Annotated in this window: 19 protein-coding genes; 5 read left to right on the top strand and 14 right to left on the bottom strand. The window is 42.2% G+C overall.

The features are described 5' to 3' along the window. Positions 1 to 65 precede the first annotated feature (65 nt). The 4 genes from PGR74_RS06615 to PGR74_RS06600 form a co-directional block, all read right to left on the bottom strand. Positions 66 to 2621, bottom strand: a complete 2556-nt coding sequence (locus tag PGR74_RS06615; RefSeq protein WP_041504338.1) for a BamA/OMP85 family outer membrane protein — start codon at positions 2619 to 2621, stop codon at positions 66 to 68. A 5-nt stretch (positions 2622 to 2626) separates the two neighbouring features. Next, positions 2627 to 3370 carry an isoprenyl transferase gene (locus tag PGR74_RS06610; protein WP_041504337.1) on the bottom strand — a complete coding sequence of 248 codons (744 nt, stop codon included), beginning with the start codon at positions 3368 to 3370 and terminating at the stop codon, positions 2627 to 2629. A gap of 69 nt (positions 3371 to 3439) precedes the next feature. Next, positions 3440 to 4327, bottom strand: a complete 888-nt coding sequence (locus PGR74_RS06605; RefSeq protein WP_041504336.1) for an NAD kinase — start codon at positions 4325 to 4327, stop codon at positions 3440 to 3442. 30 nt (positions 4328 to 4357) lie between these two features. Continuing rightward, positions 4358 to 5023: a CBS domain-containing protein gene (locus PGR74_RS06600; RefSeq protein ID WP_041504335.1), complete on the bottom strand. Its 666-nt coding sequence runs from the start codon at positions 5021 to 5023 to the stop codon at positions 4358 to 4360. 203 nt (positions 5024 to 5226) lie between these two features. Between PGR74_RS06600 and PGR74_RS06595 the strand changes: the two genes are divergently transcribed. The 3 genes from PGR74_RS06595 (at position 5227) to PGR74_RS06585 (ending at position 8102) form a co-directional block, all read left to right on the top strand. Then, on the top strand, positions 5227 to 5478 hold the full coding sequence (locus PGR74_RS06595; protein WP_041504334.1) for a hypothetical protein: 252 nt from the start codon (positions 5227 to 5229) through the stop codon (positions 5476 to 5478). Between the two features lie 113 nt (positions 5479 to 5591). After that, positions 5592 to 7154: a DUF4301 family protein gene (locus PGR74_RS06590; protein ID WP_270516855.1), complete on the top strand. Its 1563-nt coding sequence runs from the start codon at positions 5592 to 5594 to the stop codon at positions 7152 to 7154. A gap of 27 nt (positions 7155 to 7181) precedes the next feature. Continuing rightward, positions 7182 to 8102, top strand: coding sequence for a DUF368 domain-containing protein (locus tag PGR74_RS06585; RefSeq protein ID WP_041505128.1), 921 nt, complete (start codon positions 7182 to 7184; stop codon positions 8100 to 8102). Between the two features lie 40 nt (positions 8103 to 8142). On the opposite strand, the gene PGR74_RS06580 is transcribed toward PGR74_RS06585, so the two are convergent. Continuing rightward, on the bottom strand, positions 8143 to 10068 hold the full coding sequence (locus PGR74_RS06580; protein WP_041505127.1) for a SpoIIE family protein phosphatase: 1926 nt from the start codon (positions 10066 to 10068) through the stop codon (positions 8143 to 8145). A gap of 366 nt (positions 10069 to 10434) precedes the next feature. Between PGR74_RS06580 and PGR74_RS06575 the strand changes: the two genes are divergently transcribed. Beyond that, complete coding sequence (locus PGR74_RS06575) at positions 10435 to 12027, top strand: thiamine pyrophosphate-dependent enzyme (protein WP_041504330.1); 1593 nt, start codon at positions 10435 to 10437, stop codon at positions 12025 to 12027. A gap of 43 nt (positions 12028 to 12070) precedes the next feature. After that, entirely contained in the window at positions 12071 to 12658 is a 588-nt protein-coding gene (locus tag PGR74_RS06570) for an indolepyruvate oxidoreductase subunit beta (protein ID WP_041504329.1), read from the top strand. 41 nt (positions 12659 to 12699) lie between these two features. Here PGR74_RS06570 and PGR74_RS06565 read toward each other — a convergent pair whose 3' ends face one another. From PGR74_RS06565 to PGR74_RS06525, 9 genes are all read right to left on the bottom strand, one after another. Beyond that, positions 12700 to 13500, bottom strand: coding sequence for a metal ABC transporter permease (locus PGR74_RS06565; RefSeq protein ID WP_041504328.1), 801 nt, complete (start codon positions 13498 to 13500; stop codon positions 12700 to 12702). Between the two features lie 103 nt (positions 13501 to 13603). After that, positions 13604 to 14356 (bottom strand): metal ABC transporter ATP-binding protein, encoded by a 753-nt coding sequence (locus PGR74_RS06560; protein ID WP_041504327.1) that lies wholly within the window; start codon positions 14354 to 14356, stop codon positions 13604 to 13606. A 1-nt stretch (position 14357) separates the two neighbouring features. Continuing rightward, on the bottom strand, positions 14358 to 15215 hold the full coding sequence (locus PGR74_RS06555) for a metal ABC transporter solute-binding protein, Zn/Mn family (RefSeq protein ID WP_041504326.1): 858 nt from the start codon (positions 15213 to 15215) through the stop codon (positions 14358 to 14360). A gap of 1 nt (position 15216) precedes the next feature. Then, positions 15217 to 15696, bottom strand: coding sequence for an S-ribosylhomocysteine lyase (locus PGR74_RS06550; protein ID WP_041504325.1), 480 nt, complete (start codon positions 15694 to 15696; stop codon positions 15217 to 15219). A gap of 12 nt (positions 15697 to 15708) precedes the next feature. After that, on the bottom strand, positions 15709 to 16416 hold the full coding sequence (locus tag PGR74_RS06545) for a 5'-methylthioadenosine/adenosylhomocysteine nucleosidase (RefSeq protein ID WP_041504324.1): 708 nt from the start codon (positions 16414 to 16416) through the stop codon (positions 15709 to 15711). 1 nt (position 16417) lies between these two features. Beyond that, a complete protein-coding gene (locus PGR74_RS06540; protein ID WP_041504323.1) occupies positions 16418 to 17059 on the bottom strand; it encodes an MBL fold metallo-hydrolase in 642 nt (213 codons plus the stop codon). A 286-nt stretch (positions 17060 to 17345) separates the two neighbouring features. Next, a complete protein-coding gene (locus PGR74_RS06535) occupies positions 17346 to 17672 on the bottom strand; it encodes a hypothetical protein (protein ID WP_041504322.1) in 327 nt (108 codons plus the stop codon). Between the two features lie 119 nt (positions 17673 to 17791). Beyond that, positions 17792 to 18661, bottom strand: coding sequence for a YitT family protein (locus tag PGR74_RS06530; protein ID WP_041504321.1), 870 nt, complete (start codon positions 18659 to 18661; stop codon positions 17792 to 17794). Positions 18662 to 18750: 89 nt separating this feature from the next. Further along, positions 18751 to 20457 (bottom strand): glutamine--tRNA ligase/YqeY domain fusion protein, encoded by a 1707-nt coding sequence (locus PGR74_RS06525; protein ID WP_052634815.1) that lies wholly within the window; start codon positions 20455 to 20457, stop codon positions 18751 to 18753. Positions 20458 to 20526: the final 69 nt, after the last annotated feature.

Genomic DNA, 20526 nt, shown 5'->3' with positions numbered 1-20526 from the left:
TTGCTTTTTCACTCTTTTATCTTATTAATCTAACCTAACAAATTACAAAAAAAAGATTATGTCAACTAAAATTCCTGACCGAGTACAAAGTGTATTTGCGATCCGGCAGCTCCCGGACGACCGGGCACTTCATCAAATCCATACCCCCAGTCTATACCCAACAAACCGAACATAGGCAAAAATACGCGTAAACCGACCCCGGCAGAACGATACAGGTTAAAAGGCTCAAAATCCTTTAATTTATACCATGAGTTTCCCGCCTCCAAAAATCCCAACGCGTAAATAGTCGCCGATTGTGCCAACGAAATAGGATAACGGATCTCCATGGTAATCTTGGAATAAAGACTCGCATCCGCGGCATTCGGTGCAATAAAGCTCGACCCCGCATTCGTCAACGATCCGTTCTCGTATCCTCTCAACCCGATATATTCACGACCGTACAAGCTATATCCCGACATTCCGTCTCCACCCATTTCGAATCCTTCGAACGGGGATTTTTTATCACTATCGTAATGTCCCAGGTAACCGTATTGAACGGACGCATAAAGGACCAAAGGACGAGGTTTGTTCACATCCGTCAAAGGGACATAAACTTTCCCGCTAAACTTCCATTTATGATATTCGATCCATTTATACCTTATCCGGTCCTTCTCCGTCGCGTAATCACGATTATCAAACCAAGAGTAAGGAGGAGTAAAAGCCAAGGACAAGGTAAATTCACTTCCCTGTTTCGTGTACAAAGGGTTATCTATCGAACTCCGCTTCAACACGGTTGCAAAAGATAGATTATTGGAATTTCCGTCACTAAAAATATAATAGGGCCAATTCTTCAACTCGTAACGTTGATAAGAGATCTCGTTATACATTGTAAACCAATCGTCCGGCCAGGTAATTCTCCGTCCCAGCCCGACACTAATACCGTAAGTCAACATCAACTCGCTCGAATTATAAAAATCCTTGGATTTATTGGAGTTCACGTAATAAGAATTATAATAATTACGGGAATAACCTGTCTGGCGGGAAAAATAGGCCGAAACACTCAGCGAGTTCGGACGCTTCCCTCCTAACCACGGTTCCCGGAACGAGATACTGAACGAGGTATAATACTTACCGTTCGTTTGAGCTTTCAAACTGAATGTTTGTCCATCTCCTTGCGGTAAAGGACGATAGGAATCCCAATTAAAAATATTCCGGATAGAGAAGTTGTTGAATGTCAATCCTAACGAACCGATGATCATTCCGGCCCCCCAACCTCCGGATAACTCGATCTTATCATTGGGTTTTTCTGATACATTGTAAATAATATCCGTTGTTCCGGCTTCCGGATGCGGTTCGAATTTAGGATCGATCTTTTCCGGATCGAAGTGACCCATGTTAGCCAATTCCCGAATACTCCGAATAACATCTTGTCGACTGTACAGCTCACCCGGATACGTGTATAATTCCCGACGAATCACATGTTCATGCGTACGGGTATTACCCCTTATCATTAACTTGTTAATAGTGGCCTGAGGTCCTTCGATCACACGAATTTCCAAGTTAATCGAATCATTGCCGACAATCGTTTCAATAGGATCCAGTCTCGAAAAAAGATAACCGTTATTCTGGTATATATTACTTACTGCATCCTCATCCATATACAACCGTTCTTGGAGGTACTTGCTATTGTAGACATCTCCCTTCTTGATATTCAATAGTGAAGATAAACGCCACGATTCGTATTTGGTATTACCCACCCAAGTAATATCGTTAAAATAATATTTATTCCCTTCTTCCAGATTAATATAAATCTTCACCCTGTTCGGCGAAACCGGAACGATCGAGTCCGACAGGATAACGGCATCTCGATACCCTTTTTCATTGTATCTGCTCAGAAGATTAAATTTGTCTTCGTCATAATTTTTCTCTATAAAGTTAGCGGATTTAAAGAAATTAACAAAAGATTTTTCTTTTGTTTTTTTCATCGCCGCTTTTAATTTCCGGGCTTTAATCTCTTTATTCCCCGTAATAATAATATCGGAAATTTTAATTTTGCTATTCTTCTCGACAATAACATCCAATATCACACTCCCCTCCACGGCAGGATCATCTCTTTGAATAATCTTGATAGAGGAATTGTAATACCCTTTCTCTTTTAAATATTTCTCAATACCTCTTTTTATATTGACCTTCGTGTTCTCTGTTACCTGGATACCCGGCATAAGAGCTAATTTTTCCCGTACTTTTGTCTCTTCCGATTTTTTCAAACCGACATACAATACTTTCGAAAGCCTATAACTTCCTTGAATATACAAATTCAGATACACTTTATCTCCTTCGATCCGGTCCACGGAGATAGAGATATCAGAAAAAATCCCCTGATCATATAATCTCCGTATAGCTTTTGTTATCGCATCTCCGGGTATGGTAATCCTTTGTCCGACAATCAATCCGGACATCTGTAATAAAATATCCTTATCATAACCTCCGCCGCTACCGGTTATCTCCACCCCGGCCAACTCGTACGATTTAGGATCAGAATAATAAATCTCGATTTCTTTTTTTGTCGAATCCGCAACTTGGGCCTCAACCCAATTAAAACAAAATATAAATATCAGTACAAACGCTGTTTTTCCTATCATCTGACTCACTTTTTTAGTTGTTCTCCGGTTTTTCCGAAGCGTCTCTCTCGTTTTTGAAAATTACGAATGGCCAAATATAAATCTTCTTTTTCAAAATCAGGCCAAAATTTGTCAATAAAATATAGTTCCGTGTACGCCAATTGCCACAAAAGGAAATTACTTAACCGACATTCACCGCTTGTCCGAATTAACAAATCCGGATCCGGAATCCCGGTCGTTGTCAAATATGACGCGAATTTTTCATCATTAATACTCTCTAAATCAGATATTTTCCCACTCTTATAATCCTTAGCCAAATGTTTCGCCGCCTCCAAAAGCTCCCATCGGGCTCCGTAACTCAATGCCAGTACCAGGGTCACCCCTGTATTTTCCGACGTCAGAGCGATCAAATTTTTCAATTTCCGATATACCGCTTCAGGCAAATCCGACAGGTTACCGATAGCCATTACCCGTACTTGTTGCTTCATCAGGTTGTCCGTCTCGGCAAGAATGGCATCAACCATCAATCCCATCAACATACTTATCTCTTCCTTAGGCCGATTCCAATTTTCTATCGAAAAGGTATAAAGAGTCAAGTATTTCAGTCCGATTTCCCCACTTGCCTCCACAACTCTTTTTACCGTATCCACCCCCTCTTTATGTCCTTGCCATCGTTCCAACCCCCGACTCTTGGCCCATCTTCCGTTACCATCCATGATAATGGCCACATGATCCGGCACGTTCCTTTTGTGTTTGATTTCTTCTATCATAATTTTTCACCAGATGAGATTGCAAATTTACAAGAGTTCTCCATATCCTCTCACACTTTTTACTATTTTTCACTTTTCGTTTCGCAAATCCTCACCCCACCGCAATTTATTCCTCAGTGTTTCATAATAACTGTGATCCGGCATTTTAACCACATTCAATTTAAAATTCCCCGAAGATATGTACAATTCACGAATATTCGATATTTTATGCATCCTGGAATCCAAACTCAGCATAAAGTCTGCAGACCTGCTTTCCACTTGTAGCTTGACCCTCACGTTTCCCGGTAAAATCAAGGGACGGATGCTCAGATTATGAGGACTTACCGGAGTCAGAATTAAATTGTCGCAGGCAGGAGACACGATGGGCCCCCCGCCACTCAAAGAGTAAGCGGTAGAACCGGTCGGAGTCGCCACAATCAGACCATCGGCCCAATAAGTGGTCAAATATTCACCTTCAATATAAGCGTGTACTTTCAAAAGAGAAGATCGCTCCGTTTTCAACACGCTAACCTCGTTCAATGCATAATTGAAATCAGAAAACGGATTTTCTTCTATATCCAGGTGGATCAGATCCCGCCGTTCGATTTCAAAATCTCCAGTGCAAAGCATCGCCACGGCCCGAGAAATTTCCTCCTGAGCGATATTGGCCAAAAAACCTAATCGCCCGCTGTTAATGCCTAAAATAGGTATACCGCTATCCCTTACATAGATAACGGAGTTCAGGAAAGTTCCGTCTCCTCCCACGCTAAATAACACATCGACCTCCCCTTTAGACAAAACCCCGTCGAAAGTGGAGTCGAAATACTTCGCCATATCCCCGCTCCGCCGCTCCAAAAAAGAATAAAAAGGACGGTAACAACTCAACACGGCTCCTCTCCTTCTTAAATCTTCCAACATGCTCTCCAAAAAAGGGAAAAAATGAGTTTCCACCACCCTCCCGAATATTGCTATTTTCATATCACCTACAAAATTTAATCAGATGCTTCTTCACATCTCCATATATCTCATCAATTGACCATAACGCTCCCTCAACTCTTCGCCGTACTCCTCGCCGTTTACAAAAGTAATTTTTATCGAATACTGGTATCGGTTGAAAGTCTCCAGTATAGGTTCCAAATTAGAAGTATTCACTTTTAAGACGACATACACTTTGTTAGTATCCCCACCTCCCGTTACACAGCAACTGACGACTTTCGCTTCATTATACTCGACAATTTGAGCGATCTCCGCTAAAGAATAGTCAATATTATTTACCTCCAAAACAATAATCCCACCGGGCAAATTAGCACCTAACAAGCGATCAACCTGATACAAAATATCAGCAGGCAGAATAACTCCTCTGTATTTTCCACTCCGGCTCAACACGGGGATAACGGACAACATTCCGGCTGAAGCCACACCGACAATATCATAAATATAAGTATCCTCATATACAAACGTCGACTCCCTGTGAATCTCCAAAGATGCGATAGGGTCTTCCAAATTTCCATGAGCATATATTGTCTCATCCTCTAATAACCCCAAATATTCATCTCCCTCAACAACAGGCAAATGAGAAACTCTAAAAATTTCCATCCACCCCAATGCTTGAGAACAACGATCTTCCCGGTTCAATACGGGAATAACCTGTGATAATATTTTTAATGCAATCATTGTTAACTCCTTGAATATATGACGTTACCCCAAAAGAGCATCCGTTCCTCCCTTCTTGAACTTTAAATTCTATCTCTTTTTATGCCCTAAAGATACGCTTTTTTCTCTACTTCCCGTTCACCCGAAAATAATTTTCGGGTTTCAATTTTCAATTTTCAATTATTCTTTATATTTGCCTTTGAATTTTTAAAACAATAAACATTATGTTACCGAAGTTTCTCATCGCAGACAATTCACAGGAAGCATCTGATCTATTGTATGTTGTACATACAGAAAAACCTCGTTGTATCATACAATGCGATATGGACGGCTTCTATAGTAATCAACGTATTTACTGGATTGACGAAGAGCCTCTTTGCATCGATGATGTAGAAAGTCTATTGGAAGAAGCAGAAGATTTCTTTGAAAAAGAGCTGGACAACCAAGAAGACCTATACGATGAAGATGAAAATTAAATAAAAGCGCGGCCCTGCCGTGCTTTTTGTTTAATTTAACAATTAATCGCATACTATTTCACAATTCATTCGTACATTACGGAACTATTACTAACCTTTCAAATTTGAAATTTATGTATACAAAGAACGATATTAAACAATTTAGACACCGGGGCATCAAACTCGTACAAATTGATAAACAAATCGAAAATTTCAAGAAAGGTTTCGGATTTGTCAAACTTCAAGATGCGGCCACTCTTCGGAACGGGATAAAAAGTTTAACAGAAGAAGAGGAAAACAATTATATTTCAATCTTCGAAAATAAAAAAGACGCTCTCGATATGGTTAAAATGGTTCCGGCTTCGGGTTCCGCTTCGCGAATGTTCAAAACCTTAAACACATTCTATAATACCTACACGGGAAGCGACGAAGATTACCTGAATTTCCGACAAAACAAAGAGCCGGGAACCATATTCTCCTTCTTCGAAAAACTAAAAGAATTCCCCTTCTATCCTCATCTGAAGGAAGCCCTTTATAAAGACATGTTAGATGTCGATAAGCTTTTGTGGAAAAATCAATTCTCTGAAATCTTAGAGTACCTGTTGACAGAAAAAGGGTTGAATTACAATTCGACACCCAAGGGCCTTATTGATTTTCATATTTACCAGGATCATATCCGAACCGCATTGGAAGAGCATCTCGTGGAAGCCGCATTGTATTGTAACAACGGGAAAACAGCCAATCTGCACTTTACAGTTTCCGAAGAGCACCTCGGTAAATTCAAACTACTGTTAAAAAACATTCTAAAGGATTACCAAAAAGAGTACAACATAAAATACAAGATCTCTTTTTCCCTTCAAAAGCCCTCAACGGATACGATTAGTTTGGATGCAGATGGAAATATTTTACGCGATGCCCAGGGAAACATCGTTTTCCGGCCGGGAGGACACGGAGCCTTAATCCATAACCTGAACGATTTGAAAGAAGAGTTGATCTTTATCAAAAATATCGACAACGTAGCTCCGGACAGGAACAAAGCCGACACGATCAAATACAAAAAGATCTTAGCCGGACTATTGCTCGATATCCAGGAAAAAGTATTCGGTTACCTGAAGATTCTGACTAAAAACAGGAATAATTTAACGGAAGAAAAATTGAACGAGATCGAAAACTTCATAAGTGAGAATTTAGGGTACAAACTAAAGGAAGGATTTACATTCTCCTCTGCCAAAGAGCGAATCAAATACCTGAAACATTTACTGGATCGCCCCATTCGCGTATGTGGCATGGTTAAAAATGAAGGAGAACCCGGAGGAGGACCTTTCTGGGTCGGCGACGATACGGGAAGCCGCCTAATGATCTTGGAAAGTGCCCAAATCGATCTAAAGGATAAGGAACAGAAAAAAATATTTTCCAAAGCGACTCATTTCAATCCGGTAGATATCGTATGCAGTACTTATAATTATCGCGGAAAAAAATTCGATTTAAATGAGTTCATCGATGCGACACAAGGATTCATCTCCAAAAAATCTTATGAAGGCCAGGAAATCGAAGTTCAGGAATTACCCGGACTTTGGAATGGAGCCATGGCAAACTGGAACACGCTCTTCGTCGAAGTTCCCTTGTCAACTTTTACCCCGGTAAAAACCGTATTTGACTTGCTGCGCTTTGAACATCGCAACGTGTTCAGCGTATAAGCGAAAAAACATTTTTAATATAAATATATGCAAAAAAGAAACTATCTATTACTTGTCTTGCGGGGATGTGCGATGGGTGCGGCTGATGTCATACCGGGAGTATCCGGAGGCACCATTGCTTTTATTACCGGAATATATGAAGAATTAATCAACTCCATTCGCTCCATTAATTTACAAGCTTTACGACTTCTGTTCACCTTCAGATGGCAAGAATTATGGAAACATATAAACGGTAATTTCTTATTTTCCGTGGTTGCCGGAATAGCTATATCCATATTCTCCTTAGCCAAACTAATGAAATTCCTGTTAGAAACATATCCTATTCATGTCTGGTCTTTTTTCTTCGGACTAATCATAGCCTCCGCCTTTTTAGTTTTTAAAGAAGTTAAAAACTGGAACACCTTTACCGTACTCTCGTTATTAGCAGGAGGTGTAATAGCCTACACGATCACGGTACTTACCCCAACCACGACACCGGAGACCTGGTGGTTTATCTTACTCTCGGGAGCTATAGCCATTTGTGCCATGATCCTACCCGGAATATCCGGAGCGTTCATTCTCCTTTTACTCGGGAAATACGAATATATCATCACCGCCGTTAGTAATTTCAATATCGGTATACTACTTATTTTTTTAGTAGGAGCCGTTTCCGGATTAATCGCGTTTTCTCATTTACTTTCTTGGCTATTAAAAAATTATCACGGACTGACGGTTGCGTTATTGATCGGGTTTATGATCGGATCTTTGAATAAAATATGGCCCTGGAAAATCAACAATCCGGAATTCATCAACGGAAAGATATTCGAAACGGAAAAAAATGTTCTGCCCCATACCTTCGAACAAATGCAGGTAAGCGATCCTTATACATGGCAAGCCGTACTCATGTGCGTCCTCGGGTTCTTACTGATTTGGGGGATCGAAAGAATGGCCGTAGCGTTAAAAAAATGACATGGGACAGGCGACCTTATTCATGCACGAACAAGGTCGTCTATTCTTCTGTTTCCGGATAAAAAGATATACTTAACAAGGTCTGATCGTCAGATTGAAGGGCTCCCGAAACAAACTCATTGACATCGATCAGAATGGCTTCGATCATTCCTTTCGAAGAGGAAGAAGCATGGTTTCGAATCGTTTCCAACAGTCGCTCTCGCGAATAAAGCTTATGTCCGACATTCTCCGCTTCCGTAATTCCGTCCGTATAGAGCAACATCTTTGCTCCCGGCTCCCATGAACAATTGTACTCCTTATACTCGTACTCCTTCAATATGCCTAAAGGAAGACTCGGTTCCATCTCCATAATCCGAACCGAATGGTCCGGTTGGATCATAACGGGTAAAGAGTGACCTGCATTGCAAAATTTAAACTTCCCGCTCTTCAAATGAAGCATTCCGACGAAAAAAGTGACAAACCGATCCGGCTGTCCCGAACGCAATAACCCCTGATTGATAAAATTCGTCACGTATTGAGGTTCGAAATTCGAAAAGGAGATGGAACGCATCAAACTCAATGTAGTAGCCATCAATAAAGAAGCCGGAACTCCTTTTCCCGACACATCCCCTATCGCAAAACAAAGTTCGTCTCCAATTACAAAGTAATCGTAAAAATCACCCCCGACCTGTCGCGCGGGGTTCAGAACGGCATAAAGTTCCACCCCTTCCCATTTGGGACAGGCAACAGCCGGTTTAGGAAGTAACCCCATCTGAATATCGTGAGCAATTCGCAATTCACTCTCTATCTTTTCTTTTGCCGAAGTGGTCTGCTGTAAGCGCTCGATAAACATCGTCAATTGTTGCTGCATGTATTCAAACGAATCCCGCAACTCTGCCATCTCATCCCTCGAATGGATGACGGGCAAAGGCGTATCAAACCTTCCTAAGGCTATCGTCCGGGCCGATTGAGCGAAATCTTTCAACGGAGCAGTCAGACGCCTAATCGTTCCGGAACTTATGATGTAAAGCATCAATATTATAATCAAAAAAGCCACCCATAAGATAACATTAAACTGAAAAAATTCGCGATAGATCTCCTGGTAGGGACAAACGATTGCCATATACCATTCGGTCGCATTTAAAGGCATATAATATACATAGGCATCTTCATCGTTATCCAACATCCGCATCTTCCCTTTTTTACCCGCCGCAAGCCGCTTGGCAACCAACATTGCCGTCGTATCGGACATCGCCTCGGCCACGTCGAAAATGGTCCGTTCCACCATATTTTTCTCCCTCTTATGAACAATATAATTCCCTAAGCTATCAATAACAATAGCATAACTACTCGGGTACGGCTTAATAGAATCCACCAGATCGGTCAACCAATTAGTCGACAAATCGACAGAGAAAATACCGATAAAACGTCTCTTCCTATCGTACATCGGAACGGAATACGTGGATGTAATTATATCATGATCCCCAAACTCCCTATAAGGCTGACTCCATCGCGATATACCGAATTTCTTGGAACGGGCATACCATCTCATTTCAAAATAGTTATAGGCGACATCTCCCAACTGAACGGTTATCACCGAATCCCGGCTCATGTAAGAATAAGGAGCAAAATAATATCCTTTAGACTTGAAATAATTCGGCTCAAAAGCAATGGCACAACCAAAAACTTCATCGTTGTCTTCCACCACCCGGCGAGTAACACTGAAGATAGAATCCGCATCCAAGAACCCATTGGATATCATCCAAGCCATATTTTTCGGAATTTTCTCCACCCCTCGCAAAAGAGTGGTCAATCGCAAATCTGATTTTTCAGCAATATTCCATATTCGCTCGTCTACATCCCGCTCCAACTTCAACACGGCATAGTGATAAAAAACACCAAACATAACAATCGCCCAAACAGTCATAGAGGCTATCAAATAAAAACTCAACTTAGCCGAAAATGACCTCTCTATACGTTTAAACATGATCTCAGTGATTAATTGGTCGAAATTAACGAATTCCCTCAAGAAAAACAGGTATTTGACTCTATTTTTTTATTTTTCAGACTCGTTGGATGCTTAAAATAGAGTTATCAGGTAAAACGATATAAAAATTTGCTCTTGTTAAATAATAATGCTACATTAGCACCGAAATGAGTATTGAAAACGTTTTAAATAACGCGTGATGTATCGTCCGTCAGAGTATTATTTCGTATTAGCTTACATTGTAGGCGTTCTTAAACTGTTCGGAGGACTATAAACCGAACGCCCCGTTGTCTCACGATTGTAGATCGTGAAACCGTTTTTCCATTATAAAAATCAACAAAAACTTAATATCATAATCTTATCACTATGCAAAAACAACTATTATTAGGTGTTGAAGCTATTGCACAAGGTGCTATAGACGGAGGAATCTCCGGAGTATACGCTTACCCCGGAACCCCATCAACAGAGATCACTGAGTACATTCAAGAATCCAAACAGGCTATCGCCCGTAACGTTCACAGGATGTGGTCCGCTAACGAAAAAACAGCCATGGAGGCTGCTTTGGGTATGTCTTACGCCGGTAAAAGAGTATTGGTTTGTATGAAACACGTGGGAATGAACGTCGCTGCCGATTGTTTCATGAACTCGGCTATTACCGGGGCAAACGGCGGAATGGTGGTCACGGCTGCCGACGATCCGTCCATGCACTCTTCTCAAAACGAGCAAGACTCCCGCGCTTACGGAAAGTTCGCACTCATTCCCATGTTAGAACCCTCCAACCAACAGGAAGCATACGAAATGACCCGCTACGGTTTTGAACTTTCCGAAAAAATGGGAACCCCCGTAATGATGCGTATCACTACTCGCCTGGCTCACTCCCGTGCCGGAGTCGAAACCCGAGAGGCCGTCAAGGAAAACGACTTGCACCTGCCGGAAGACAAACGCCAATTCGTATTATTACCTGCCATCGCAAAAAAAAGATACAAGATATTATTAGAAAAACAAACCGCTTTCGTAGAAGAATCCGACCGTTCCGCATTCAACCGCTACATCGACGGGGCCGACAAATCCATGGGGATTATTGCCTGCGGTATCGGTTACAATTACCTGATGGAAGTATTTAAAGGAAAATGCCCTTATCCGGTAGTTAAGGTTAGTCAGTATCCCCTCCCCAGAAAAATGATTACCCGATTGGCTGAAAGCTGTGAAAAACTTCTGGTAATCGAAGAGGGATATCCTATCATGGAAGAATTACTAAAAGGATACCTGGAAAAAGAAGAAGTACACGGACGCTTGGACGGCACGCTTCCCCGCGACGGAGAATTGAATCCGGATTGGATCGCCAAGGCTTTCGGAATACCCGTAACGGAAGGAGCTCCCGTACCGGAAATAGTAGCCCCCCGCCCGCCCGCTTTATGCGTAGGTTGCAGCCACCGGGATGTATATAACGCGTTAAATGCCGTCGTGGCCGAATATCCCAACGCAAGGGTTTTCTCGGACATCGGATGTTATACCTTAGGTGCCCTTCCTCCTTTCCAAGCCATTAACTCCTGCGTAGATATGGGAGCCTCTATCACTATGGCCAAAGGTGCAGCGGACGCCGGATTATATCCCGCCGTATCCGTTATCGGAGACTCTACTTTTACCCATTCGGGGATGACGGGGCTTTTGGATGCCGTAAATGAAAAATCCAACATTACCATCATTATTTCAGACAACGAATCCATCTCTATGACTGGAGGACAGGAATCCTCCGCCTTAGGACATCTTGAAGCCATCTGTCGCGGTATTGGAGTAGAGCCGGAACACATCCGGGTTTTGCTTCCTGTTCCGAAAAACCACGATGAACTTTGTAAGATTATTCGCGACGAGATAGAATACAAGGGTGTATCCGTGATCATTCCGAGAAGAGTTTGTATCCAGAAAGCTTCCCGCGATGCTAAGAAAAAGAAAAAATAAAAGATAACGGATCAATTGGAAATCCATTTTAAAATTAAAAATCATGAAGACAGATATCATATTAGCCGGTGTAGGAGGACAAGGTATATTGTCAATCGCTGCCGCTTTAGGTTCCGCGGCCCTCACCAATAATTTATACATGAAACAGGCCGAAACCCACGGGATGAGCCAACGGGGCGGGGATGTTCAATCCTATATGAGAATATCGGATCAACCGATCTTCTCCGATCTGATTGCCAAAGGCTCAGCCGACATCATTCTTTCGGTTGAACCTATGGAAGCTTTACGTTATTTGCCTTACCTGAAACAAGGCGGATACGTGGTAACCAACTCCACGCCGTTCATCAATATTCCGAACTACCCGGATACCGAAGAGCTGATGAAAACATTAAAGGCATTACCTCACCAGGTAATCATCGATGCCGATACCATCGCAAAAGAAGCAGCCGGAAACGTCAGAGCCAGTAATTTTGTCATGTTAGGAGCCGCATCACCCTTTATCGAGATTCCTTTCGAATACCTCGAAAAAGGAATTGCAGCAATCTTCGAACGGAAAGGAGCCGACATCGTGGAAATGAATCTAAAAGCCTTACGTGCCGGACGCCAATTCGCACAAAACTACATCAAGTAAATAACAATACCCCGGGTACGCTTGAGAACCGTGCCCGGGATTCACTTTTTGCGTCTAATCAAATAGCAGAACAGAAAAACGACTAAAAAGCAGAGGACAATAGCAGCCCCGGAAGGGATCTCCAAAAAAGCGGAAAGAAAAAGTCCCACGACAGATCCTAAACAACTAATTAAGGTAGAGAGTATCAACTGTTGTTTGAAATTTTTATAAAACATACCTCCGATAGCCTGAGGCATGGTCAGGTAAGAGATAACAAGAATGATTCCCGCCAACTTCATGCAAAGAACGATACAAAGAGCAATTAAGGCCGTAATTCCGATCTCTATCGAAGAAAGAGCGATATAATGGGTCCGACTGTACTCTTTATCGAAAGCGATATAAAAAAGCGGACGATAAAACTTCATAAAAAAAAGAAAAATCATTACACAGAGCAACAATGCCATCATAAGTTGATCCCCGGTAATAGTCAATATATTACCGAAAAGATAAGAAAGGAGATTCGGAGCATAGCCCGGTGTCAAGTAGATAAACAGTACTCCGATAGCCATTCCGGCCGACCAAAATATACCGATTAAAGAGTCTTCTTTGAAACGCTTGTTATCGGATAAATACAAAATGCAGAAAGCGGCAATCAAAGCAAATACAGCAGCACCGAAAAGGGGTGAGATACCCAAAAAATAAGCTAATCCCAAACCTCCGAAGGAAGCATGAGTGATTCCCCCACTAATAAAAACCATTCGCTTAGCCACGATATAAGTTCCTATCAAACCGCAGCTTATCCCGATTAATATCGTTCCGGCTAAGGCATTCTGAAAAAATCCGTACTCCAATAAATCGAACATCTTCTAATTTTAAATTTACAATTGTAGATTTTAGATTCTAAAAATATGATATTTTCATGATTATTAATAAGTTGTATTTCATATCATTCCCCATCTCTAATTTTTACTCCCCGTCTTTCTCGTGTTTCAATAACACCCGATGAGGCACCGTCCCGTGAGAGATCAACTCTATCGGGCAATTATACATCTTCAACTGTTCCTGAGAAATCAGATTCGACTCATGATAATGTAAGCCCCCATTCACACAGGCAATCGTTTTCACGTAAGAACATATCATCCCCAAATCATGGGAAACCATCACGATACTCATCTTTTTATTCAACTCTTCCAATAATTCGTAAAACTCCTTCTCAAAATTGGAATCCACGTAAGTTGAGGGTTCATCCAGAATCAACACTTTAGGAGATGAAATAATAGCTCTACACAAAAACACCCGCTGCATTTGTCCTCCAGACAGATCCCCGATAGGTGTTTTCTGATATGCCCCCATTCCGTAAGTATCAAGTAACTCCTTTACTTTCAACCGATCTTCTTTCGAATAGGTTTTCCATACTCCCTTTTCTGACATCAACCCGGACAACACAACTTCTTCCACGCTAATTGGGAAACGAACATCAAAACGACTGTTTTGCGGCAGATAACCAAATAATGATTGCTTGGAGGTATGATAAATAATCTCCCCGGAAAACGGTTTCATCAAACCCAAAATGACTTTTAATAAAGTGGTCTTTCCTCCTCCGTTTGGTCCGATAATACCGATAAAATCATTGTCATGAATGGTTAGATTTACTCCCCGCAAAACGACATGATTTTCATATCCCGCACTTATTCCTTTTAATTCCAGAATTTCATTCATATCAATCCATCTTTTGATCGATGATTTTTAACAAGGAGATCATCTCTTCCTTCCAATCCGGACTCAAGGGATCAATTGCTATCACTTCTCCCCCGATCTCCGTAGCGATAGCACGCGCATTAGCCTCATCGAACTGACTCTGAATAAAAACAACCCGCACTCCCTTTTCCCGGCTACGATCAATAATCGCCCTCACATGAACCGGATTAGGCTCTTTACCCTCGTCTTCTATCGCTATTTGTTCCATTCCGTAATCCCGGGCAAAGTAAGTTAAAGCCGGATGATATATCAAAAACAATTTATGCCGTTTGGATAAAATAATCCGACGGGCTTCCCGATCCACACTATCTATCTCCTGCATAAAGCGATCGCAATTTTCCGAAAAAAGATTCTTTTTTTCCGGAAAATTATCACTCAAAACGTCCCGTATGGTTCGAGCCATCTGTTTGGCGTAAGTTGGCGACATCCAAATATGCGGGTCCAAACTTTCCACGTCTCCATGTTTATGCGCCGGAAACTCCTTTTCCGGAAGCTCGATAGCGTCAGTATGTTTTATCAGTTGAATATCCCTCCTGTTTTTCAATAAGGAGTAAATATGAGTAAGCTCGAACGGCAAATACCCGACTGCAAAATAGAGAGAACTATTATTCAGCATTTTCAACTGCTCGGATGTCAAATCGCTTATAGCAGGATTGGCGCCGGGCGGAATCATCACGTTCACTCGTACGAAATCCCCCGCGATACGCTCTACAAAATATTTTTGCGGCAATATGCTCACACTGATATTTTTGGATTTATCCTGCTTTGTACCGCAAGCGACAATACATAACAGCAGCACTATTCCCCAAATCCATTTCATACTATTCCGGATATACCATATTTTTTTCTTCAATCACATCCAAGACCTCCGTCAGGTATTTAGCCGCTTCATATCGGGCCATAGGTAAATTATGTAACAAATAATTTCCGCAATCCTTAGGTGCCGCTCCCGGAATCTCACCCTCAAAATCCCGGATGAACCGGAAGGTCTCACGCATCAATTCCACAATATCCCGAGGCTCCAAATCCCCTTTTACCAAGAAATAGTTTCCGGTACAACAACCCATCGGACCCCAGAAAATAATTTTATCTCTCCATTGCGGGTCATTTCTCAAATAAGTGGCTGCCAAATGTTCGATGGTATGCAACTCTCCTTGGCCCAATACCGGTTCCCGGTTCGGCTCTTTCATCCGGATATCGAAGGTCGTAACCAGCTCGTTTCCGACTGTATCCTTCCGAGAAACATATATTCCTCTTAACAAACGAATATGATCTATAGTAAAACTCGGTATCTTTTCCATTATTCTTCCATTTTATATCCTTGCTTTCATTTTTCCGACACGCGTAATCAACTCTTTCAACATCGCGAAAGAACGTTTAGGGGCCTCTTCCCAAAAGTTTCGATATTGTCCGGAATGATTCTCCACTCCAGGGGTATCGCTAATGATACGATAACTTAAAAAAGGAATATCCATCAAATAACAGACCTGAGCGATAGAACAGGATTCCATGTCCACGGCCAAACCCTCCGGAAATCTCTTTTTTATTTTAGCTAAAGCCGCCTGATCCGTAATAAACTGATCCCCGCTACAAATCAACCCGCCATATACCTGTCCTTCATGAGGAATATCCAACGCAACCCGATAAAGCTCCTCATCCGATACAAACCGGGACGGTAATCCTTGTACTTGCCCGTATTCATTTCCTTCTCCGCACCAAACATCGTGATATACCATCTGCTTTCCGACCACAATATCCATCACCCGAGTAAGCGGATCGATTCCCCCGGCCACCCCGGTATTGATAATGACATCCGGAACATAATCCCGAATTAACAGAACCGTTCCCACGGCCGAGCATACTTTACCGATCCCCGACTTCACCAAAACAACCCGACACCCCTCTACCTGTCCTTCCAAAAAACATATCCCATGATGCTCTTTCTCTTGCTTTCCCGTTAAAAGCGACCTGACCAGCTCGTATTCCGAACTCATGGCCACCATAATTCCAATCGTTTTCATCTCAAACCTGAAAAAAAGGGTTATATCTCTTTTCCGCTCCGATCGTTGTCTCCCTTCCATGTCCCGGAATAACCCGTACATCATCGGGTAAAACAAACAATTTAGCACGTATCCCATCCAAAAGTTCCGCCATATTGCCACCCGGTAAATCCGCCCGTCCGACACTCCCCTCAAACAGCACATCACCGGAAATCAACAACTTATCCTTTTTGCTATAAAAACAAACGCCACCCGGAGAGTGACCGGGGACATGAATGACTTCCAATTCCGAATGACCGAAACGAACGATCTGGCCGTCTTCCAAAAAATCACCCAAGGCCGGTGGCGGAGTAATCCCCCGTACCCCCAACATAGCCGCATACTTTTCCGCATCCTCTACCCAAAAAGCATCCGCGGGATGAGCTTGAGCCGACAAACCGTATTCATTAAACATAAAATCGTTCCCGAAAATATGATCTATATGCAAGTGGGTATCCAGCAACGCAACCGGTTTCAAATGATGATCCGCTAAAAAATCCTTCACCCGCAGACGTTCTTCTTCCGAAAAACATCCGCAATCTATTACCACGGCCTCACCCGTCTCATCATACAATACGACCGTGTTCTCTTGCCATGGATTATTTACAAATACCTTTATTTCCATCTCTCTCCATTTTATATCTCTTACAAAGATAATACGATTTACGATTTATAACGGAGGATGACTTGATGAAAATCAAAAAATCATAAAACAAAAATCTTCCCGCATCGCTTAAGCACAACTAAGGACGATCCAAAGAAAAAATAAATTATCTAATTAAATTTAAATTCCTCCTCCATGATGACATCATCCGTAGGTTCTTCTGCCGAAAAATCAAACCGGCGCAAAACAATCGAGTCTCGTCCTAAGCTGGTTGTATCAATCACATAAATCCGGTTCCTCCAATTATCTAAAATATCGACTTTGGGAAAGACAACAACCATTTTTCATCATAATAAGAGATACTATCCAAAAAAGAACGGGATTTGATTAATGTATCATTTAAATAATCTTCCCGCATATTGGTATAGCGAACAAAAGTGCATTCTAAATCAAATGTATCCTTAAAACTGAACCAATAAGTAGTATGTTGTCTACAACTGTCATATTCCTCAACATATTGAATATTCACCGAATTTTTCCCGATCAAAACATACACCGGAATACTCCCTTCCTCTTTACTTTGCAGCAAAAGCAAAGGGAAAAAGAAAATAACCATTACAAAAAACTTTATCATACTATTTTTACATTAATCTTTACATCTAATAACCGCTTCCGCAAACATAAACAGTCATAAAAATCCTCCCCGGTTTGCAATAACAGATCGGGGAGGATTTTTTAAAATAATATTCAGGGTTAAGGTCTTAAGGTATCGAATCCCTTACCGTAAACCCCCATTACCGTGTTCATGGTTAAAAACGCCTCCGGATCGACCAATTTGGTCACCCGCATGATATTTTGCATCTCGCTTTTACGGACCACCACTACCAACATTTTCCGGGCCGATCCCGTGTACCAGCCCAAACAATCCAAAACAGTCACCCCCCGCTTCAGATCATGGGTAATGGAATTAGCCACCTCCTCGTATTTATCCGAAAAAATAAGGAATTGCACGGATTGCATCTGCCCGGTAAATACCATATCGATGGTATAAGAAACCACTCCCATGACCACGTAACCGTACATAATATCCTGAAAACTCCCTTCGATAAAATAACTGCAACCGATGATTACCACATCGATATACATGATAATCTTACCCGGACTGATATTCCGGTATTTATTTATGATCATGGCTATGATATCCGTTCCTGCCGTACTTCCCCCGTTTACCAGAGAAATTCCGATTCCGGCACCGCACATGATACCGGCGATGATGGCACACATGAAACGGTCTTCCAACAGAGGTTCCCGGATATAACTCTGCAGTATTCCCAATAGAAAAGAACTCATGAATATCGCGTAGATCGTCTTAATTCCGAACTTGGGACCCAATATCTTCATGGCGATAGCCACCAACAAGAAATTGATGACGAAATAGCTGACACCGATAGGAATCAACTCATTCGATAAAAAATAAATAATCGTAGCTATACCCGTCACCCCGCCTCCTACAATCTTTTGAGGAGCTAAAAAGGCGGTCACGGCAAAAGCATACATCATCAGACCTATCGTAATCAATACATATGCCCTGACTTCCGATACAACTTTCTTTTTCGACAACATTTAGTTTTAATTTTAAAGTACAAATTACGATTTACAATCGCCGGAAAAAGCCGGCATTGCAAATCGTACATCTCATTAATATCAAGTAATTAACTATTCTGTTTTGCCCAAGTATCCTTCAATCCCACGGTACGGTTAAACACCAATTTCCCCGGCTGCGAATCCTTGTCCACACAAAAATATCCCAGTCGCTGGAATTGGAAACGATCTCCCTCCTTCACCTCTTTCAAACTCGGTTCCAGCTTACAACGAGTAAGCACCTTCAAAGAGTTTTCATTCAAAAATTCCTTAAAATCAATATCTTTATGCCCGGCAGGATCCGGATCTTTGAACAGGCGATCGTACAATCGCACCTCCGCATCGATAGCTTCCGCCGCGGAAACCCAATGCAAAGTCCCCTTTACTTTCCGGTTGCTATTGATCCCGCTACCACTCCGCGTATCCGGGTCATACGTACAATGGATTGTCGTCACGTTTCCCTCCTCATCTTTTTCCACGCTTTCGCATTTTACGATATAAGCTCCCTTTAAACGGACCTCATTTCCGATCGTCATACGGAAAAACTTCTTCGGAGCATTCTCCATAAAATCATCCCGCTCGATATAGAGTTCTCCGGAGAAAGGGACTGCCCGTGTTCCGGCACTCTCGTCTTCCGGGTTATTTTCGATCTCCACGTATTCAGTCTGTCCTTGCGGATAATTATCGATAACTACCTTCACGGGGTCCAACACGGCCATTACCCGAGGGGCCACCTTATTCAAATGCTCCCGTATACAAAACTCCAACAAGGCCATATCCACGACTATTTCCCGGCGGGCAACGCCCACTTTTTCGGCAAAATTACGAATGGATTCGGGAGTATACCCGGCCCGACGCAAACCGGAGATAGTCGGCATGCGGGGATCGTCCCATCCGGCCACGATTCCCTTCTGCACCAGCTCCAACAAACGACGTTTACTCATCACCGTATAACTCAGATTGCGACGAGCGAATTCGATCTGCCGGGGACGATATTCGGTTTCGATCAACTGATCCAAAAACCAATTGTATAACGGTCGATGTACTTCAAATTCCAAGGTACATATGGAATGAGTGATCCCTTCCAGGTAATCGCTTTGCCCGTGCGTAAAATCATACATGGGATAAATACACCATTGATCGCCGGTACGATGGTGAGCCACGTGCATAATACGATACATGATCGGGTCGCGCATCAACATATTAGAAGAGGCCATATCTATTTTGGCCCGCAACACTTTCTCTCCGGCCTGAAACTCTCCGCTTTTCATTCTCCGGAACAAATCCAGATTTTCTTCCGGAGTCCGGTCCCTGTAAGGACTGTTTACTCCCGGTTCGGTAGGCGTCATCCGTTGGGCGCTGATTGCTTCTGCCGGTTGATCGTCCACGTAAGCCTTTCCCTCCATAATCATCTTTTCCGCCCAATCATACAATTGTTGGAAATAATCAGAAGCGTAATGAGGTTCTCCTTCCCATTGAAATCCCAGCCACCGGATATCCCCCAATATCGAATCAATATACTCCACATCCTCCTTCGACGGGTTGGTATCATCGAAACGTAAATTGCATTTCCCGTTGTATTTGGCCGCCAAACCGAAGTTCAGACAAATCGACGTCGCGTGGCCGATATGTAAATAACCGTTAGGTTCCGGCGGAAAACGCGTGTGCACCCGTCCTCCGTTCTTGCCCTCTGCCAGCTCCTCTTCCATGATCTGTTCTATGAAATTCAATGATTTCACTTCATTCTCTTCTTCTGATACGAGATGATTCTTATCCATACTAAAATTATTTAACATACGAGTCGCAAAGGTAATTAATTTATGAGAGTTTTAAAAGTTTCTGTATAT

It is taken from the genome of Sanguibacteroides sp. AM78-02pH3A, from assembly GCF_027666085.1.
GTDB classification, from domain to species: Bacteria; Bacteroidota; Bacteroidia; order Bacteroidales; family Marinifilaceae; genus Gabonibacter; species Gabonibacter massiliensis.
The sequence above is the reverse complement of the archived record's forward strand: the minus strand, read 5'-3'. Positions and strand labels throughout refer to the sequence as shown.

Excerpts from the sequence above, each read along its gene's own strand:
- PGR74_RS06550 (WP_041504325.1), bottom strand. The coding sequence starts at position 15,696 with ATGGAAAAGATACCGAGTTTTACTATAGATCATATTCGTTTGTTAAGA.
- PGR74_RS06605 (WP_041504336.1), bottom strand. The coding sequence starts at position 4,327 with ATGAAAATAGCAATATTCGGGAGGGTGGTGGAAACTCATTTTTTCCCT.
- PGR74_RS06555 (WP_041504326.1), bottom strand. The coding sequence starts at position 15,215 with ATGAAATGGATTTGGGGAATAGTGCTGCTGTTATGTATTGTCGCTTGC.
- PGR74_RS06590 (WP_270516855.1), top strand. The coding sequence starts at position 5,592 with ATGTATACAAAGAACGATATTAAACAATTTAGACACCGGGGCATCAAA.
- PGR74_RS06580 (WP_041505127.1), bottom strand. The coding sequence starts at position 10,068 with ATGTTTAAACGTATAGAGAGGTCATTTTCGGCTAAGTTGAGTTTTTAT.
- PGR74_RS06595 (WP_041504334.1), top strand. The coding sequence starts at position 5,227 with ATGTTACCGAAGTTTCTCATCGCAGACAATTCACAGGAAGCATCTGAT.
- PGR74_RS06570 (WP_041504329.1), top strand. The coding sequence starts at position 12,071 with ATGAAGACAGATATCATATTAGCCGGTGTAGGAGGACAAGGTATATTG.
- PGR74_RS06525 (WP_052634815.1), bottom strand. The coding sequence starts at position 20,457 with ATGGATAAGAATCATCTCGTATCAGAAGAAGAGAATGAAGTGAAATCA.
- PGR74_RS06535 (WP_041504322.1), bottom strand. The coding sequence starts at position 17,672 with ATGATAAAGTTTTTTGTAATGGTTATTTTCTTTTTCCCTTTGCTTTTG.
- PGR74_RS06565 (WP_041504328.1), bottom strand. The coding sequence starts at position 13,500 with ATGTTCGATTTATTGGAGTACGGATTTTTTCAGAATGCCTTAGCCGGA.
- PGR74_RS06600 (WP_041504335.1), bottom strand. The coding sequence starts at position 5,023 with ATGATTGCATTAAAAATATTATCACAGGTTATTCCCGTATTGAACCGG.
- PGR74_RS06530 (WP_041504321.1), bottom strand. The coding sequence starts at position 18,661 with ATGTTGTCGAAAAAGAAAGTTGTATCGGAAGTCAGGGCATATGTATTG.
- PGR74_RS06615 (WP_041504338.1), bottom strand. The coding sequence starts at position 2,621 with ATGATAGGAAAAACAGCGTTTGTACTGATATTTATATTTTGTTTTAAT.
- PGR74_RS06545 (WP_041504324.1), bottom strand. The coding sequence starts at position 16,416 with ATGAAAACGATTGGAATTATGGTGGCCATGAGTTCGGAATACGAGCTG.
- PGR74_RS06540 (WP_041504323.1), bottom strand. The coding sequence starts at position 17,059 with ATGGAAATAAAGGTATTTGTAAATAATCCATGGCAAGAGAACACGGTC.
- PGR74_RS06585 (WP_041505128.1), top strand. The coding sequence starts at position 7,182 with ATGCAAAAAAGAAACTATCTATTACTTGTCTTGCGGGGATGTGCGATG.
- PGR74_RS06610 (WP_041504337.1), bottom strand. The coding sequence starts at position 3,370 with ATGATAGAAGAAATCAAACACAAAAGGAACGTGCCGGATCATGTGGCC.
- PGR74_RS06575 (WP_041504330.1), top strand. The coding sequence starts at position 10,435 with ATGCAAAAACAACTATTATTAGGTGTTGAAGCTATTGCACAAGGTGCT.
- PGR74_RS06560 (WP_041504327.1), bottom strand. The coding sequence starts at position 14,356 with ATGAATGAAATTCTGGAATTAAAAGGAATAAGTGCGGGATATGAAAAT.